The following is a 17,404-nucleotide window of genomic DNA, read 5'->3' as shown; positions in this document are numbered from 1 at the left end:
CGCGACGGACACCAGGAAGGTCGTTATATGTCCGGCATACCCACAATCAAGCCGTACCTCCTCCCGGCCGCGGGCGACCTGCCCGCCAACCACGCCGGATGGACGCCCGACCCCGCTCGTGCCGTGCTCCTGATCCACGACATGCAGCGTTACTTCGTCAGGCCGTTCCCCGAGCCGATCAGGAAGGAACTCGTCGGCAACATCGCGCTGCTGCGCGAGCGGAGCGCCGCGCTCGGCGTGCCCGTGGGCTACACGGCTCAGCCCGGTGACATGACCGAGGAGCAACGCGGGCTCCTCAAGGACTTCTGGGGGCCGGGCATGCGCCGCGCCCCGGAGGACCGGCTCGTCGTCGACGAACTCGCCCCCGCACCCGGCGACTGGATGTTCACCAAGCTGCGCTACAGCGCCTTCTTCCGCTCCGACCTGCTGGAGCGCATCCGGCGCAGCGGCCGCGACCAGCTCGTCGTCTGCGGCGTGTACGCCCACGTGGGCGTGCTCATGACGGCCGTCGACGCGTTCACCAACGACCTGGAGACGTTCCTGGTCGCCGACGCCGTCGCCGACTTCACCGCCGGCTACCACCGCATGACCGTCGAGTACACGGCAGAACGCTGCGCGGTCGTCCTGACGGCCAAGGAGGTGTTCGCGTGAACGGGCCGGACCCCGGCGGGGGCGACCTGCTCGGCGCCGTGCTGGAGCTCCGTGCCCCGGCCTTCGCGCTGCTGCACCGGCCCGAGGCGAACGGGCCGGGCCTGCTCGACGTGCTGACGGGCGAGATCGCGCACCTTCGCGAGCTCGCGGACGTCCCGCTGCCCGGCCCACGGGAGCCGGCGGCGGGCGGCTCCCACCACGCGCTCGTCGTCGTCCCCTATCGGCAGGTCCGCGAACGGGGCTTCGCCTGCGCCGACGACGGCGCCCCGCTCATCGCGATGACCGTGACGCGGCAGGGCGTGGTTCCGGTCGCCGAGGCGCTCGACCGGATACCCGATCTGCCCTTCGCGGTCTCGGGCGGGCACTTCGACGTGAGCGACGACGACTACGCCGAGATCGTCCGCAGGGTCGTCAAGGAGGCGATAGGCGAGGGGGAGGGGGCCAACTTCGTCATCAAGAGGTCCTTCGTCGCCGACATCGGGAACTACACGCCGCGCTCCGCCCTGGCCTTCTTCCGGCGGCTGCTGGAGGTCGAGTCGGGCGCGTACTGGACCTTCGTGGTGCACACCGGCGAGCGGACGTTCGTGGGCGCCACCCCCGAGCGGCACGTGACGCTGCGGAACGGCGTCGCGACCATGAACCCGATCAGCGGCACCTACCGCTATCCGCCGTCCGGCCCCTCGCTGCACGGGGTCATGGACTTCCTCGCCGACCGCAAGGAGTCCGACGAGCTCTACATGGTCCTGGACGAGGAGCTCAAGATGATGGCGCGGATCTGCGAGCCCGGCGTCCGCGTGACGGGCCCCCGGCTCAAGGAGATGGCGCGTCTCGCGCACACGGAGTATTTCATCGAGGGCGAGACCGGCTGGGACGTGCGCGACATCCTCCGCGAGACCATGTTCGCACCGACCGTCACGGGCAGCCCGGTGGAGAACGCCTGCCGGGTCATCGACCGGCACGAGCCGTACGGCCGGGGCTACTACAGCGGGGTCGTCGCCCTCATCGGGCGTGACGAGGACGGCAGGCAGACCCTCGACTCCTCCATCCTCATCCGGACCGCCGACATCGACCGCGCCGGCCGGGCGCGGATGGGCGTCGGCGCCACGCTCGTACGCCACTCCGATCCGATGTCGGAGGTCGCGGAGACCCGGGCGAAGGCCGCGGGCCTGCTCGCGGCGCTCGACACCGGCGACAGCGGCCGGCTCAGGGCCCGCCCGGAGGTCCGCGAGGCGCTGGAGCGGCGCAACGCGAACATCGCCGGCTTCTGGCTGGGCGGCCACCCCGGGGACATGCCGGCCGAGCCGGTGCTGACCGGGGTGGGCACGCTCATCGTCGACGCCGAGGACACCTTCACCTCGATGCTGGACCACCAGCTGCGCAGCCTGGGCATGTCGGTGACCGTACGGCGCCACGACGAGGCCCCCTCGCTGGACGGCTACGACCTGGTCGTGCTGGGGCCCGGACCCGGCGACCCCCGCGACCCGGCCCACCCGAAGATCGCTTTCCTGCGGGCGGCGGCGGATGCCCTCCTGTCCGCGCGCCGCCCCTTCCTGGCCGTCTGCCTCAGTCACCAGGTGCTGTCGGCCCGGCTCGGGTTCCCGCTGCAGCGCCGTGACGTGCCCAACCAGGGGGTGCAGAAGGAGATCGGCCTGTTCGGCGCGCGCGAGCGCGTGGGGTTCTACAACACCTTCGCCGCCCGGGCGGAGGCGGACCGGGTCGAGATCGACGGCGTCGGCACATTGGAGATCTGCCGCGATCCGGCGACCGGTGAGGTGCACGCGCTGCGCGGCCCGTGCTTCTCCTCCATCCAGTTCCACGCCGAGTCGGTGCTCACCGAGAACGGCCCGCGCATCCTGGGCTCCTTGATGAAAGGACTGCTGTCGTGACCATCGCTGACCAGTCCGTGCTGGAGGGCGCGCGTCCCTACGTGGTCGTCGACGCGTTCACCGACACGCCGCTGCAGGGCAACCCGGTCGCCGTCTTCTTCGAGGCCGAGGACCTGCCGGACGAGCGGATGCAGCGCATCGCCAGGGAGATGAACCTGTCGGAGGTCACCTTCGTCCTCCCGCCCCGGCTGGGTGGCGACGCCCGCATCCGCATCTTCACCCCCGTGAACGAGCTTCCGTTCGCCGGGCATCCGCTCCTGGGCACCGCCATCGCGCTGGGCGAGGGACGCGGGGGCGACCGGCTCCGGCTGGAGACGGCGATGGGCGTCATCGCCTTCGACCTGAAGCGCGTGAACGGCAGGGTCGTCGCCGCCGAGATGGAGCAGCCCGTCCCGACCTGGACGGAGTTCGACCGGGCCGGGGAACTGCTCGCCGCGCTCGGCCTGACCTCCTCCGCGCTGCCCGTCGTGATCTATCACAACGGTCCCCGGCACGTCTTCGTCGGGCTGGAGAGCACGGCGGCGCTGTCCCGGGTCAACCCGGACCAGCGCGCGCTCGCCGCCTTTCCCGACATGGCGACCAACTGCTTCGCCGGTTCCGGCTCGACCTGGCGCAGCCGGATGTTCTCGCCCGCGTACGGCGTGGCCGAGGACGCGGCCACCGGGTCGGCGGCCGGCCCGCTGGCGATCCATCTCGCCCGGCACGGGCGCATCGGGTTCGGGCAGTGGATCGACATCCACCAGGGCGTCGAGATGGGCCGGCCCTCGCTCATGCGGGCCCGCGCCGACGGAACCGCAGACCACGTCACCTCCGTACGGGTCGGCGGCTCGGGCGTGACCGTCGCCCGCGGAGTGATCTACGCCTGAACGGCGCGACCGGCCCGTCCGGCCGGGTCCCCCCTTCCCGCCCCCTCCCCTTGCCACCCCCTTCCGCCCTTTTCCACCCCCTCCCCACCCTTGCCATCGGGGACGGCCGTGCCCTGCGGCCGTCCCCCCGCTCCCCACAGCTCGCGGAGGCGACAGTGAGCAGCAGGTTCGAGAGTCTGACCGGGACCATCGACCCGGCGTTCCCCGAGTACGACATGCCGCCCGCCGAACCGATGGACCTCGCGCGGCAGTGGATCGCCGGGGCGGTGGAGGCCGGGGTGCGCGAACCGCTGGCCCTCGCGCTCGCGACCGCCGACCGCGGCGGCCGGGCCTCCACCCGCATGGTCGCCGTCATCGACGTCGGCGACCGCGGCCTGGTCTTCACCAGCCACAGCACCAGCAGGAAGGGCCGGGAGATCGCGCAGACCGGCTGGGCCTCGGGCCTGCTCTACTGGCGCGAGACCGCCCGGCAGCTCAGCTTCTCCGGCCCGGTGGCCATGCTGCCCGAGCCCGAGGCGGAACGACTGTGGAACGCCCGGCCGGTGCCGCTGCACGCGATGTCGGTGGCCTCCCGGCAGAGCGAACCCCTTGAGGACGTCGCCCGGCTCAGGTCGGAGGCGGAGCGCCTGGCGTCCTACGGAACCTCCCTGCCGCGCCCGGCGCGCTTCGCCGGATATCGCCTGGAGCCTGCCGCCGTCGAGTTCTGGTCGGCCGACGCCGACCGGCTGCACCGGCGGCTGCGTTACGACCGGACCCCCTCCGGTTGGCACATCTCACGGCTGCAGCCGTGACCCCCTCCCCGCAGGGACAGGAAACACGAAGGAGTGCAACCTTGACCGACACGACGACCGACACGACGACCGGCACGACAGACACCGACTTCGACGCGATCGTCGTCGGCACCGGCTTCGCCGGAATCTACATGCTCCACAAGCTCCGCAACGAGCTCGGCTTACGGGTGCGGGCCTTCGACCGGGCCGGCGGCGTGGGCGGCACCTGGTACTGGAACCGCTACCCCGGCGCCATGTCGGACGTCGAGGGCTTCGTCTATCGCTACTCCTTCGACAAGCAGATGCTCCAGGAATGGAACTGGACCACCAAGTACACCCCGCAGCGGGAGCTCCTCGCCTATCTCGAGGCGGTCGTCGCCAAGCACGACCTGGGCAGGGACATCCAGCTGAACACCGGCATCGAGAGCGCGGTGTTCGACGAGTCGCGCGGCGTCTGGACCGTCGGCACCGACACCGGTGAGAGCTTCACCGCACGGTACGTCGTCACCGCGCTCGGGCCGCTGTCGACGGCGAACATCCCCGACATCAAGGGCCGCGACCGCTTCCGGGGCAGGATCGTCCACACCGGCTCCTGGCCCGACGACCTGACGATCGAGGGCAGGCGCGTCGGCGTCGTCGGCACGGGATCCACCGGCACCCAGTTCGCCTGCGCCGCCGCCAAGGTGGCCGGGCATCTGACGGTGTTCCAGCGCTCGGCGCAGTATTGCGTCCCGTCCGGCCACGGCCCCGTCACCGAGGAGCACGTCGCGGAGGTGCGCGCGTCGTACGACCGCATCTGGGAGCAGGTGCGCAACTCCCGCGTCGCCTGCGGATTCGAGGAGAGCGACGTCCCCGCCATGAGCGTCTCCGAGGAGGAGCGCCGGCGGGTGTTCCAGGAGTACTGGGACAAGGGCAACGGCTTCCGCTTCATGTTCGGCACGTTCTCCGACATCGCGACCGACCCGGAGGCCAACGAGGCCGCGGCGGAGTTCATCCGGTCGAAGATCCGCGAGATCGTGAAGGACCCGGAGACGGCGCGCAAGCTGACGCCGAGTGACTTCTACGCCAAGCGCCCCATCTGCAACCCCGACTACTACGAGATCTTCAACCGCGACAACGTCTCACTGGTCAGCATCAAGGAGACGCCGATCAAGGAGATCACTCCCACGGGAGTGCTCACCGAGGACGGCGTGGAGCACGAGCTCGACATCCTGGTCTTCGCGACGGGCTTCGACGCCGTGGACGGCAGCTACAAGCGAATGGACATCCGCGGCCGGGACGGCGTGCCGATCCTGGACCACTGGGACGACGGGCCCACCAGCTACCTCGGCGTCGCCACCCACGGCTTCCCCAACCTGTTCATGGTCCTCGGCCCGAACAGCGCCTTCAGCAACCTCCCGCCCGGCATCGAGACGCAGGTCGAGTGGATCGGCGACCTGATCCGTACGGCGGAGGAGAACGGCACGACCGTTATCGAGGCCACCAGGGACGCAGAGGACGAGTGGACCGAGACCTGCAGGAAGCTCGCGGACTACACGCTCTTCCCCAAGGTCAAGTCGTGGATCTTCGGCGCCAACATCCCCGGCAAGAAGAACAGGGTCATGTTCTACTTCGCGGGGCTCGCCTCCTACCGGCTCAAGCTCGGCGAAGTGGCCGAGGCGGGCTATGAGGGATTCGACCTGCACGCCAGCCCCTCGCTGACGCCGGCCTGAGGCAGGGCCGACCTCGGCCTCAGGCCGGGGAAGGGCACGCCCGCCGGGGTCCCGTGACGGACCCCGCGGCGGGCTCCGGGTGGGTCCGGCGCCGACGTCGGCGCCGGACTCGCGCGCCGGACCCATTCACCCGGGCGCAACCACACACCGGGCGCACCCGTGCACCGCGCCCACCGGACCGACCCACTGGGCGCGTTCACCGGGGGCATCCGCGCGCAGGGATGCCCCACCCATCGCACCCGTGCGGCGGACCGAGGCACCGGGCGCATTCAGCGTGCGCACTCGCGCCGGACTGACGCACCGGGGGCACCCGCGCACTGGACTAACCCACCCACCCACCGCAGCCACGCACTGGGGGCACCCAGCCGACCGGACCGACGCACCGGGCGCATCCACACACGGCACCCAACCAACCCACCGGGCCCAGGCCGGTCCCGCGGTCCTGTGCCGGGGTCCCGCTCCGGATGCTGCTCCTGTGACCCGGCTTCTGTGGGGCGGCGAGAGGGTGCGCGAGGACGGCCGTGAAGCCGTCCGGCGTGCCCGGTTGCGATAAGCGGTATTTCCTGCTCTGCGTGCGCGATATTCGGAGAGATGCTCGTGTTCGGAATCCTGTTTAATCAACAATCGGGCTTGACTGAATTGGTTCTTTGTCGGATACGATGAAGTCATGAGTGAGACAGTGATTCGGGTCGGCGATCAGCTCGCGACATTCATCAACGTCTTCGACGTCGACCCCTCGCAGCAGCAGGAACTCATCGCCATTCTCGACGAGGGTGTCGAGAAGGTCATGCGGCACCGGCCCGGCTTCATCTCGGTGAACATTCTCGCCAGCCTCGACGGCAGCCGGGTCGTGAACCTCGCCCAGTGGCGCAGCCCGGACGACATCAAGGCCACCGCGGCCGACCCCGAGGCGCAGGTCTTCGCGAAGAGGGCGGCGGAGATCGCCAAGGCGGTCCCCCAGGCGTACAAGGTCGTCTCCGTGCATCACGCCTGACCAGGAACTTCCCGGTCGGAAACCAGAAGCCGGCCAGGGCCCCGGCACAGCGAGCCCCGTCCCGCCTCTCGGCATCGGCGGGACGAGGCCCCGCCCGCACTCCGTAAGCGGGCTTCTGTCCGGGGCCCGGCCCCTATCTCCCCACTACTGCGGCGCACCACTGAAGTGACCCCTCTGAAGTGCCACCTCTGAAGTGCCACCTCTGAAGTAACGCAGAGTAGCCATCTCCGGCTCAGGGAGCGCGACGCCATGACGACTGCCAACACCGCCGACATCGTGATCGCGGGTGCGGGGATCGGAGGGCTGGCCACCGCGCTCGCCCTGCACGCCGAAGGAATCGACGTGGTCGTGCTGGAGGCCGCGGCCGAGCTCCGGCCCCTCGGAGTGGGGATCAACATCCAGCCGGCCGCGATCGGCGCGCTGACCGAGCTCGGGCTCGGCGAGGCGCTGGCGGCCACCGGCATCCGCACCCGCGAGCACCGATACCTCGACCACAGGGGCGCCATCCTGTGGACCGAGCCCCGGGGCGTCGCCGCAGGTCACCAACACCCCCAATACTCCATTCACCGCGGTGAGCTGCAGATGCTCCTGCTCGCGGCCGTTCAGGACCGGCTCGGCCCCCACGCGGTGCGCACCGGGCTTCGCGTCGACGGCTTCCGGCAGACCGCCTCCGGCGTCCGCGTCCTCGCGTACGACGAGGCGGGCGGGATGGTCGAGTTCGAGGCCGCCGCGCTGGTCGGCGCCGACGGGATGCACTCGGCGGTCAGGTCTCAGCTCCACCCCGGCCGTGGTGCGCTGTCTCCGGCGGGAGTCGACATGTGGCGGGGCCTGTCCGAGATGGACGAGTTCCTCGACGGGCGCACGATGATCCTGGTCAACGACGAGCGGGCCACCCGGCTGATCGCCTATCCGATCTCCAGGCGGCACGCGGAGCGCGGCAAGGCGCTGGTGAACTGGGTGTGCATGGTCGCCGCTCCGTCGAAGAGCCTGTCCGACGGCGCGGGATGGAACCGTCCCGGCCTGCTCGAAGAGGTGCTGCCGCACCTCGTCGAGTGGGACTTCGGCTGGCTGAACCCCGGCGTCATGGTCGCGCGCAGTCCCCGCATCCTGCGTTATCCGATGGCCGACCGCGACCCGCTCCCGCATTGGGGTGAGGGCAGGGTCACGCTGCTCGGTGACGCCGCCCACCTCATGTATCCGATCGGCGCCAACGGCGCCTCCCAGGCCATCCTCGACGGCATCACGCTCGCCGCCGAACTCGCGCGAGGTGAGGACGTGGCCGCCGCCCTGCAGCGGTACGAAGCCGCCAGGCGCCCCGCCACGACGGCCATCATTCTCGCCAACCGGAACATGGACGGCGCCGAGCGCGGCATCGCCGGGCGTACGAACCACGACAAGGCCGCCGAACTCGCGACCATCACTCACCGTTACCGGATGACCGTGGAGCAGCGGCAGTCCCACGCCTGAGCGCACGGGACCGCGCCGGCCACAGGTGGCCACAGCAGGCCGGGGCCGCCCTCGTTCCCCGGGTGGGTGCTCTGCCGGGTGCGACCGGCGTACCCCGCGCTGGAAGCGGATATCGCCGGGAAACGTGCCCGGTGAATTGTTGAAATCCCCGGATCGCCCGGTCTTGCGGCATTGCGAATTCGCGGACGTCGCCGGATCGATTTCGATATAGCGCACGACGGCACGGCATTCTGACAACGCATTTACAGAATGCCGATCTGGGGCGTCGATATTCGGTTTTGACCATGCCGGTGCGGCCCGGCGCGGCTTCAGCGGCGGACCTCGGCGGTGCGGAACAGTCTCCCCGTCCGTTCGTGTCTCTGCTTCTCGTCCTTAAGACGAATCGCGCCGCGGAAAGGTGACACGCGGCGGGCCGGCGGGTGGTGTCCGCCGAGGGGCGGACACCACCACTCGTCCGGGGCCGCTACGGGTGGCCGGGCCGCCCGGTGCCTACACCTCTTGTGTCCTGCGCCTCTGTGCACTGCGCCTCTGTGTCCTGTGCCCTGCGTCCTGTGCTGGGTGGTGAGGGCGCGAGCGCGTCGAGGTGCTCCGGCTCGAACTTGACGTCCAGGGCCAGGAATGCTCGCTGTTCACCCGGGACATCGAGAACGAGCTGCTGGGCGGAGTCGGCGCGCCGCCCCGGCTCGCCCGCGCCGGGACCTCACCGCATGCGCGTCGCCGTCCCGCTGCCCGCCGGCCGGCGGGCCAGCTCGGACACGGCGGTCCGCGCCGCGGCCAGCGAGTCCGCCGCCAGGGGCTTGAAGTGCGCGAGGGCGGGCACGTCCGAGGCCCGGGTCATCTCGGCATGGACGAAGTGCAGGTTCTGCGGCGCCACGCCCAGCTCGGTGAAGTAGGCCCTCAGATAGGGCGTCTGGAAGTCGAAGTCCTCCCGTGGCGTGCCCGGCGCGTAGCAGCCGCCGCGGGCGGTGACCACCACCACGGTCGTCTCCCGGAGCAGCCGGTCGCCCGTGCCGGGGTCGACGAACGCCCCGGGGAAGGTCACCCGGTCGATCCACGCCTTGAGGGACGCGGGCACGGAGAAGTTGTACATAGGGACGCCGATCAGCACCGTCTCCGCCGCGCGCATCTCTTCGATCAGCGGGAGGGTCAGCGTCCACTCGCGCTCCTCGGCGGGGCCGGCGGTCATCTCCGCCACCTTCTGCAGCGGAACCGCTCCGTGCCGCTCCACCCGGATGCCGAGGGAGACGAAGGCCGGGGAGACCAGCGGGACCGGGTCGGCGGCGAGGTCGCGGTATCGGTACCCGTCGCTCCCGTGAAGACACCGCCACGTGTCCGCGTAGAACGCCGTCAGCTCCCTGGTGATCGAATCGCCGCAGCCGCTGGCGCTGGCGTCCATGTGCAGCAGGGACGTCACGCGCCCACCCCCTGTCGCCGCGAGTGCATCGTGAGCTCCTCTCTGGATACTGTCCGTCACCATCTATGACGCTCCGTGTTCACCAGAGGTGACCGGACACCCACGCTCGGTCTTCCACGGAGTACGCGGCGGAGGACGTGGCACCGCGCCGGTGGGTAGGGTCCTGAGCCCGTGACATCGCATTCGGATCCGCGCGTACGTCCGTCGGGACCGGAATGGGTCGCGGTGCGGCGACGGCTGGACGGGCACCGGCACGAGCTGGCCGTCGCGGCGGATCGGCTCTATCCCGGGACGGCCAGGGCCGGATCGACCCGCCTGCTCACCCGGGACGGCTTGACTGCGACCCCATGGACCCTGGCCACGCCGCTCGACCTGCGCGAGGTGCGGCTCGGCTGGGTGGAGGACGCTCCCGCGCCCACCGTCACGGGCCGCGAACCGGAGGCGGCGGCCCTGCTGCCGGAGGGCGCCGACGCCTACCCGGACGCGCTGGGGGCGCTCGCCCGCCCCCGGCTCTTCGAGGACCGCGTCTGCTACCGGCTGCTGGACGTCGCCTGGCCCGGCCTGACCTTCACCCGCGCACGCTATTTCGACGGCGTGAGCGTGGGGGAGGCCGCCGCCCACGAGCTCGCCGCGTACGAGCTCGCCGGGCACGGCTTCGGAGGCAAGGGGTTGGGCGGGCATGAGCCCGCCGGTCAGGGGGTCGCCGGGCAGGAGTCCGGTGGGGAAGGGTCCGGCGGGCGCGAGTTCGCCGGGCATGAGCCTGCCGGTCAAAGGGTTGCCGGGCAGGAGTCCGACGGGCAGGAGTCCGGCGGGGAGAGGTTCGGCGGGGAGAGGTTCGGCGGACAGGTGTCCGGTGGGCATGCGCTCACCGGGCACGGGGACGCCGGGGGCCGGCTGCCGTTCCGTGGGCTCGTGGGCGACCCCACCGACCTGCGCCGGCGGCCCGCGCTCTGCGCGATCTCCACCCTCACGCTGCGCCACGACCGCCGTACGGGGGAGGCGTCGTTCGTGCTGCACTGGCGTGACCCGGCCAGGGTGGCGCACGGCGGCGGGCTCTTCCAGGTCATGCCGGTCGGGGTGTTCCAGCCCGCGCACGAGTCCGTGGGAGCGGAGAAGGCCGACCTCGACCTGTGGAAGTGCATGGTCCGCGAGTACGCGGAGGAGTTCCTGGGCCGGGGAGAGGAGTACGGTGACGGCTTCGACTACGCGAGCTGGCCGCTCTACCGGCTGCTGACGGACGCACGCGAGGACGGGCGGGTGCGTTCCCACGTGCTGGGCGTGGGCGTCGATCCGCTGACGTTCGCGACCGACTTCCTCATGGTGACCGTGCTGGAGGCGGAGACGTTCGACGCGGCCTTCGGTGAGGTCGCCGCCGCCAACAGCGAGGGCCGGATCGTCGGCCGGGTTCCGTTCGACGCGGAGACCGTGCGCCGGCACGTCCGCGACGAGCCGATGCAGGCGGCGGGCGCGGCCGTGCTGGACCTCGCCTGGCGGCACCGCGAGGCGCTGCTGCGGTAACGCGAACGCCGTCCCCACCGGCCGGTCGGGCCGAGGGGGACGGCGTGTCGGGAGAGGACGGTCAGCTCGCCGAGGTGAGCGCGCCGGTGCCGCCCACGATGGGCAGCGTCACCGTGCTCTTCGTGGTGTCGAGGTGCAGCCGGGCGCCGGGAGCGGGCCGGATGGTGTACTCGTAGTCGCTCGACAGCAGCACGACCCCGACGCGGTGCCCCGCGGGGAAGACGTAGTCGTGCGGCTGCAGGTCGAAGTCGAGGCTGTAGGGCGAGCCCGGCTTGACCGGTTCGGTCCGCGAAATCGACTTGCGGTTCTGCGGGTCGATCCAGCCCCGGGTGATGATCTTCGCCTTGCCGTTCTCGTCGTAGTCCACGACCAGCGCCGTGACGTTCGCCGCCGGCTGGTCGAAGGACATCCGCAGCGAGACCCGCGGGGTGCCGCTGAGCCTGGCCGGTGCCGCCAGCGCCGCCGACTTGTACGCCAGGCGGTTCGGCGAGGTGACCGCGTCGGCGAGGGTCTGCGCCGGCTTCGTGGCGTCGTCGACGATCGTCTCGGTGACCGGCTTGCCCTTCCGGGTCTTGTCCGGGGTGAGGAGGCCGGCCGCGCCGCCGTCGCCGGGGGCCAGGTTGAGCTCGGTGTCCTTGGCGGCGGGGTCGGGCCACTCGGCGTACTGGACCAGGGTCTTGTCCTCGCGCTGGACCAGGGCGCGGGGGTCGTTCTCCACGCCGTTCTGCTGATCCCACAGATAGCGGGTGAACCAGCGGTTGAGCACGTCGACGCTGGGGGAGCCGCCGTGCCCGCCCTGGTGCAGGTAGATCTTGTGCGGCACCCCGCGCGCCTTGAGCGCCTCATACCACTGCGCGGCCTGCTTGGTCTTGACGTTCCAGTCGTTGAGGCCGTGGGCGACCAGCACCGCGGCGTGAACCTTGTTCACGTCGTTCATGTAGTTGCGCTCGTCCCAGAAGGCGTTGTAGTCGCCGGTCTCGCGGTCCTGCGCCTTCGCGAGCTGCTCGATGACGCTCCGGCAGATCTGCTGGTCCGCGCGCGTGTAGACGTACTCCGCGAGCACGTCGGTGTCCTCGCCCTGGTAGCCGCCGGCGGCCACGACGGCGCCGTTCGCCCGGTAGTAGTCGTACCAGCTGGAGATCGCCGAGATCGGCACGATGGCCTCCAGCCCCTTGACGCCGGTGCTCGCGACCGCGTTGGGCAGGGTGCCGTTGTACGAGGTGCCGATCATGCCGACCTTGCCGGTCGTCCACGTCGCCCTGACCTCCTGGCCGGAGGCGTCGTACGCCTTCGCGCGGCCGTTCAGCCAGTCGACGACGGACTTGGCGCCGATGGTCTCGTTGCGCCCGCCGGTCGTCGGGCAGCCGTCGGACTGGCCGCTGCCCAGCGACTCGGCGTGGACCACCGCGAAACCGCGGGGCAGCCAGTTTGACTCGTGGCTGGTGCTGATGACCGGCTGCGGGCCGGTCGCCGTGAGGGACGCGTCCGCGCCGCCGGCGCCGGAGTCGTCCGCCGCCGCCGCGGCCAGGCGCTCGTCGTTGGCCGGGTCGAGCCGCTTGCCGCCGCGGTCCTGCCAGCCCTTGCCCGGGCGGACCGCCTGGTGGAGCTCGTGGTCGACGTCGTGGTTGGTGATGTCGTTGCCGCCAGCGTAGTAGGGGCTGACCTCGTACACGACGGGCGACTTCAGACCGGCCGTCTCGGTCTCCCGCAGGCGGGTGACCTCGGCGTGCACCCGGTCGTTGCGCCCGTCGCCGTCGCTGTCGACCGGGGTCTCGACCCACACCTCCTCGCGGATCCAGTCGTTCCTGTTGGACGAGAACACCGGCTGGGCCATGCCGTCCTGGAACACCGGTCCGACGGGGGCGGCCGCGCCCGCCGGGGCCGCGTTCACGGCGAGCCCCGTGACGGTGGTGGCGACGGCCAGGCCCAGCGCCGCGGCGCTGCGGCGTGCGGCACCCGTACGGCGTGACGCGGCCGGCGGGAGGGGACCAGGCGTCACCCGGGGCGATGAGGACATCGGCAAACCTTCCACGAACGATCAGGGGGACTCGGGCCGGGAGATTCGGCCCGCAGTGGGCGATGCTAGGGACGTAAATGTGGAATGTCTTCGTACGACCGCTCTGTCTTGATCGCGACAATTTTCGACACATGTCGAAATCGGTGTCCGCCGATGAGAAGCTCACAAATCCGGACGGCGAACGGTGAGCGCGACCTGCCTGCGCCGGAGTGGCGTCAGTAGCCGTAGCGGCTCTTCAGGTGCCGCCAGACGTCGCGCAGCATCCACGCGTCGAACTCGGTGATCGACGTGGCCGAGCCCGCCTTCATGAGGAAGCAGCACTGCCCGGCCGGGGTCCAGTCGTAGAAGTCGTCCAGGCCGAAGCTGTGCCCGATCTCGTGGAGGAGGATGTGGATGTCGTCGCTGCCGAGGTTGTCCACCAGATACTCGCTCCCGACGCGCTGTCCCCAGGCGCCTCCCATGCCGCCGCTCATGCCCTCGGTGAGCCACAGCGACATGTCGTAGTGGTGGGAGGGGCCGCCCGGGCAGTTCGGGTAGGCGCCCGACTGGTCGAACAGGCGTCCGCACGGCTCGGCGCACTGCGGCGCGTTCTCGCTCAGGTCGCCGACGTACACGTCCACCGAGTCGTCGCTCCACTGCAGCAGGGAGCGGTCGCGTGCGGCCCAGCCGACCACCTTCACCGGCACGTCCGCGTACGGCCAGCCGTTGTGCCCCGCCATCACGTCCGTCCACTTCTTGAACGACCTGGCCAGCGCGGCCTCGATCTTGTCGCGCAGTTCGGCGGTGACCGGGGCCCCGGAGTCCCAGCGGACGCAGTAGTTGACGCTGCCGCCGTTGGCGATGATCTGGTCCCAGGCGTAGTTGCGATAGCCGTACAGGTCGGGGTTGGCGGACTCGGCGTGCCGCCGGACCTCGTCGAGCGGCGCGACCAGGTCGGCGGGCGGGCCCCAGGTGCTCTGCTGCCCGGTGATGTCGGCGAGCGCCTTGATCTCCAGCAGTCCGACCGACGCCTGACCGCTCTGCAGGACGACGCGCAGCCGGGTGGTGGTGACGGCGGGGAACATGACGGTGTTGTAGGTGTCGGCCGCGATGGGGTAGGCGGCGGGAATGTCGACGTACGCCGATCCGTTCCAGCTCTCGAGCTTCCAGGAGGCCGGCAGCCGGACGCCGCCTCCGTCGTCGAAGAAGTAGACCTGCACTGAGGAGATCGTCTGGGCGGACGGCCAGGTCAGCAGGGCCCACTGTTCACCGGCCTCGGGCCAGGTGCCCCAGCGGCGGTTCTGCCTGTCGTCGGAGCGGGCCGGCTCGATGCCGTCGTTGACGGCGGCCACGCTCTCCCAGGGCGAGGTGTAGGAGGCCGAGGCGGTGGCAGACGGGGCGACGTCCACGACGGCGGCGTCGGCGTGCGCGGGCGCCAGCAGGAAGCCTGCGACCAGCGCGAAAACGGCGAGCAGTCGCCTCATGCCTGTCTCCTTCGCGGCTGCGCGCTCACCGGCCGCTGTCGGGGGAAGTGCTGTGGAGCGGGAGTGATCCGAGTTTTTTCCGCCACAAAAGGGGTGTCAAGTCCCTATCCGGAACGATGTGACGGAGGGGGTCGCGAGCCGGCAGGGCTCCCGCTGAAGATGGCCCGGTGAATTCGGGATAAATCGCTGATTTTAGGATGATCTGGTTGTTTGAGGATGACGAGGTGGTTTTCGGGATGACGGCGCGTGGATGACAGGGGGGCCGGGGGACCGCCCGCTCCGCATGACGGGGTGGTCCGGGGTGAGTCCGTGGTCTGCGATGAGCCGGCGGGTCGCGACGGCCCGGTGGCCGGGGACGGGGCGCGGCCGAAGGACGACGCGGCACTGCGGAGCCCGGTGAAGCAGCGACGGGACCACGCCCGGTCCGCCACATGGACACGCCGCCTGGCGGTCACCGCGCTGGTGCTGGCCGCGCTCAACCTCCGCCCTGTGGTCACCAGCCTCGGGCCCGTGCTGGAAGAGGCCCGTGCCGCCCTCGGGATGAGCGGCACCATCGCCGGGCTGCTGACGTCGGTGCCGGCGGTGTGCTTCGCGCTGGTCGGCTCGGCCGCGCCGCGCCTGGCCCGCCGCTTCGGGCCGGACGGCGTCGTCTTCGCCGGGATGGCGGCGGTCGCGCTCGGGCTCGCCGTGCGGCCGTTCGTCGGCACCACCCCGGTCTTCCTCACGCTGAGCGGCCTCGCGCTGGCCGGGATCGCGGTCGCCAACGTGCTGCTGCCGGTCGTGGTCAAGCAACGCTTCCCCGACAAGGTCGGCATGATGACCGGCCTCTACTCCATGGCACTCAACCTCGGCGCCTCGGCCGCCGCCGCCGTCACCGTCCCGCTCGCCGGTGCGTTCGGTGGTGACTGGCGTGCCGGGCTCGGCGCCTGGGCCGTCCTCGCCGCCGTCGCCGTGCCGCCCTGGGCCGCCCTCGCCCGGGACGGCAGGAGGCAGGCCGGGCACCAGGCCGGGCACCAGGCAGGGCAGCGGACCGGGCGAGAAGCCACGCCGGGGGCCGAGCGGGCGGCGCGCGGGGACGCCCCCGCGGAGGCCGGAACGGCCGTACGGGTGGCACGCAGCCCCGTGGCCTGGGCGCTCGCGCTCTTCTTCGGCCTGCAGTCCAGCTCGGCGTACGTGATCATCGGCTGGCTGCCTCAGATCTTCCGCGACGCCGGGCTGTCCGCCGAGACCGCCGGTCTGCTGTTCGCCGTCACCTCGGTGCTCGGGGTGCCGCTGTCCTTCCTGCTGGCCGCCGTCGCCGGCCGGTTGCGGAACCAGAGCGGCATCGCGGTCCTGCTCGGTGCGTTCGGGCTCGCCGGGTACGCCGGGGTGTGGGCGGCCCCCGCCGCCGCGCCCTGGCTGTGGGCGGTGCTCCTCGGCGTGGCCAACTGCGCCTTCCCGCTGGTGCTCACCATGATCGCCATGCGGGGCAGGGACGGCGCGACCGTGATCCGGCTGTCCGCCTTCGCGCAGAGCGTCGGCTATCTGCTGTCGGTCCCCGGGCCCATCCTCGTCGGAGCGCTCTACCAGCACACCGGCGGCTGGCACGGGCCGCTTGCCCTCGTGGTCTGCCTCATGACGGCGCAGACCGCGGCCGGATACTTCGCGGGCCGCGACCGGCAGGTCTGACCTCTCGTCGCTCCTCCGGCCATCGCGGGAGACGTGCGGCAGCAGGCCTTCGTCGCGCGGAAAATCGTGGACGGCGGCGTACGCCCATGGCGATCGTGGGGAGCATGCGTCAGGAGGAGATCTGGAACACCGAAACCGCCCAGAACTACGACACGCCGGGCGCCGGGATGTTCGCGCCCGAGGTCCTCGGACCGACCGTCGATCGCCTCGCCGAACTCTCGGGTGACGGGCGGGCGCTCGAATTCGCCATCGGAACCGGCCGTGTGGCCGTGCCGCTCGCCGAGCGTGGCGTACCCGTCACCGGCATCGAGCTGTCACGTCCGATGGTCGAGCAGCTCCGTACGAAGGTGGACGAAGCAACGATCCCGGTCGTCATCGGCGACATGGCGAGCGCCACCGCCCCGGGGGAGTACGCGCTCGTCTACCTCGTCTACAACACGATCTCGAACCTGCTGACCCAGGCCGAGCAGGTCGCGTGCTTCCGCAACGCCGCGCGCCACCTGGCCCCCGGAGGCCGCTTCGTGATCGAGCTCCGGGTGCCCGAGCTGCGCAAGCTGCCGCCGGGCCAGGAGGCCGTGGTCTGGCATCAGGAGCCTGGCTACATCGGCCTGGACACCTACGACCTTCTGCGGCAACACGTCGTGTCGCACCATTTAAGGTTCGACGAGAGCGGACAGGCCCGGCTGTTTCGCAGCCCCCACCGCTACATCTGGCCGGCCGAGCTCGATCTCATGGGTCGGCTCGCCGGGTTCGAGCTGGAAAGCAGGCACGCGGACTGGATCGGCACCGAGTTCACCGCGGAATCGCGTTCGCACGTTTCCGTCTATCGCATGCCGCCCGGTCGGACCTCGTCCCGATAACGGAATCGCGTATTTGCGGCGGGGCCCTGGGAATTCACTTCTCCTCGGCGGCGGACGAAATGCGGACGAGCGGGCCGTGCCGCCCCCGGCAGGGGAGAGCCCCACGAGGCGGCTGCCT

Annotated in this window: 13 protein-coding genes; 10 read left to right on the top strand and 3 right to left on the bottom strand. The window is 71.0% G+C overall.

Features of this window, described 5'->3' with window-relative positions; translation table 11 throughout:
• Positions 1–27 precede the first annotated feature (27 nt).
• From FLV34_RS03040 to FLV34_RS03010, 7 genes are all read left to right on the top strand, one after another.
• Positions 28–651 carry an isochorismatase family protein gene (locus FLV34_RS03040; RefSeq protein WP_147942291.1) on the top strand — a complete coding sequence of 208 codons (624 nt, stop codon included), beginning with the start codon at positions 28–30 and terminating at the stop codon, positions 649–651.
• A complete protein-coding gene (locus FLV34_RS03035) occupies positions 648–2,537 on the top strand; it encodes an anthranilate synthase family protein (RefSeq protein WP_147942290.1) in 1,890 nt (629 codons plus the stop codon). Before FLV34_RS03040 ends, FLV34_RS03035 begins: the two co-directional genes overlap by 4 nt.
• The gene (locus tag FLV34_RS03030) at positions 2,534–3,403 is read left to right on the top strand and encodes a PhzF family phenazine biosynthesis protein (RefSeq protein WP_315985109.1); all 870 of its coding nucleotides are present in this window, start codon (positions 2,534–2,536) and stop codon (positions 3,401–3,403) included. Before FLV34_RS03035 ends, FLV34_RS03030 begins: the two co-directional genes overlap by 4 nt.
• A 155-nt stretch (positions 3,404–3,558) precedes the next feature.
• Positions 3,559–4,194 carry a phenazine biosynthesis FMN-dependent oxidase PhzG gene (gene phzG, locus FLV34_RS03025; protein ID WP_147942289.1) on the top strand — a complete coding sequence of 212 codons (636 nt, stop codon included), beginning with the start codon at positions 3,559–3,561 and terminating at the stop codon, positions 4,192–4,194.
• A gap of 41 nt (positions 4,195–4,235) precedes the next feature.
• Positions 4,236–5,885: an NAD(P)/FAD-dependent oxidoreductase gene (locus FLV34_RS03020; RefSeq protein WP_261985629.1), complete on the top strand. Its 1,650-nt coding sequence runs from the start codon at positions 4,236–4,238 to the stop codon at positions 5,883–5,885.
• A gap of 667 nt (positions 5,886–6,552) precedes the next feature.
• Positions 6,553–6,879 carry an antibiotic biosynthesis monooxygenase gene (locus FLV34_RS03015; protein ID WP_142649754.1) on the top strand — a complete coding sequence of 109 codons (327 nt, stop codon included), beginning with the start codon at positions 6,553–6,555 and terminating at the stop codon, positions 6,877–6,879.
• A gap of 249 nt (positions 6,880–7,128) precedes the next feature.
• Complete coding sequence (locus FLV34_RS03010; RefSeq protein ID WP_147942288.1) at positions 7,129–8,346, top strand: flavin-dependent oxidoreductase; 1,218 nt, start codon at positions 7,129–7,131, stop codon at positions 8,344–8,346.
• A gap of 700 nt (positions 8,347–9,046) precedes the next feature.
• On the opposite strand, the gene FLV34_RS03005 is transcribed toward FLV34_RS03010, so the two are convergent.
• Positions 9,047–9,760, bottom strand: coding sequence for an FMN-dependent NADH-azoreductase (locus FLV34_RS03005; RefSeq protein ID WP_222709391.1), 714 nt, complete (start codon positions 9,758–9,760; stop codon positions 9,047–9,049).
• A 225-nt stretch (positions 9,761–9,985) separates the two neighbouring features.
• On the opposite strand from FLV34_RS03005, the gene FLV34_RS03000 reads away from it, so the two are divergent.
• A complete protein-coding gene (locus tag FLV34_RS03000; protein WP_147942286.1) occupies positions 9,986–11,278 on the top strand; it encodes a hypothetical protein in 1,293 nt (430 codons plus the stop codon).
• Positions 11,279–11,339: 61 nt separating this feature from the next.
• Here FLV34_RS03000 and FLV34_RS02995 read toward each other — a convergent pair whose 3' ends face one another.
• On the bottom strand, positions 11,340–13,295 hold the full coding sequence (locus FLV34_RS02995) for a Xaa-Pro dipeptidyl-peptidase (RefSeq protein WP_147942285.1): 1,956 nt from the start codon (positions 13,293–13,295) through the stop codon (positions 11,340–11,342).
• 215 nt (positions 13,296–13,510) lie between these two features.
• Positions 13,511–14,758: a hypothetical protein gene (locus FLV34_RS40155; protein WP_187280522.1), complete on the bottom strand. Its 1,248-nt coding sequence runs from the start codon at positions 14,756–14,758 to the stop codon at positions 13,511–13,513.
• 396 nt (positions 14,759–15,154) lie between these two features.
• Here FLV34_RS40155 and FLV34_RS02985 point away from each other — a divergent pair, with 396 nt between their 5' ends.
• Together FLV34_RS02985 and FLV34_RS02980 are read left to right on the top strand one after the other, a co-directional pair.
• On the top strand, positions 15,155–16,426 hold the full coding sequence (locus FLV34_RS02985; RefSeq protein ID WP_222709390.1) for an MFS transporter: 1,272 nt from the start codon (positions 15,155–15,157) through the stop codon (positions 16,424–16,426).
• Between the two features lie 104 nt (positions 16,427–16,530).
• On the top strand, positions 16,531–17,286 hold the full coding sequence (locus tag FLV34_RS02980) for a bifunctional 2-polyprenyl-6-hydroxyphenol methylase/3-demethylubiquinol 3-O-methyltransferase UbiG (protein WP_147942284.1): 756 nt from the start codon (positions 16,531–16,533) through the stop codon (positions 17,284–17,286).
• The last annotated feature ends 118 nt before the right edge of the window (positions 17,287–17,404 follow it).

This window comes from Microbispora sp. CSR-4 (assembly GCF_008033685.1).
GTDB lineage: Bacteria > Actinomycetota > Actinomycetes > Streptosporangiales > Streptosporangiaceae > Microbispora.
The sequence above is the reverse complement of the archived record's forward strand: the minus strand, read 5'-3'. Positions and strand labels throughout refer to the sequence as shown.

What these genes read in the sequence shown, in the direction of transcription:
- FLV34_RS03040 (WP_147942291.1), top strand. Translation starts at nt 28, where the DNA reads ATGTCCGGCATACCCACAATCAAGCCGTACCTCCTCCCGGCCGCGGGC.
- FLV34_RS03015 (WP_142649754.1), top strand. Translation starts at nt 6,553, where the DNA reads ATGAGTGAGACAGTGATTCGGGTCGGCGATCAGCTCGCGACATTCATC.
- FLV34_RS03010 (WP_147942288.1), top strand. Translation starts at nt 7,129, where the DNA reads ATGACGACTGCCAACACCGCCGACATCGTGATCGCGGGTGCGGGGATC.
- FLV34_RS02995 (WP_147942285.1), bottom strand. Translation starts at nt 13,295, where the DNA reads ATGTCCTCATCGCCCCGGGTGACGCCTGGTCCCCTCCCGCCGGCCGCG.
- FLV34_RS40155 (WP_187280522.1), bottom strand. Translation starts at nt 14,758, where the DNA reads ATGAGGCGACTGCTCGCCGTTTTCGCGCTGGTCGCAGGCTTCCTGCTG.
- FLV34_RS02980 (WP_147942284.1), top strand. Translation starts at nt 16,531, where the DNA reads ATGCGTCAGGAGGAGATCTGGAACACCGAAACCGCCCAGAACTACGAC.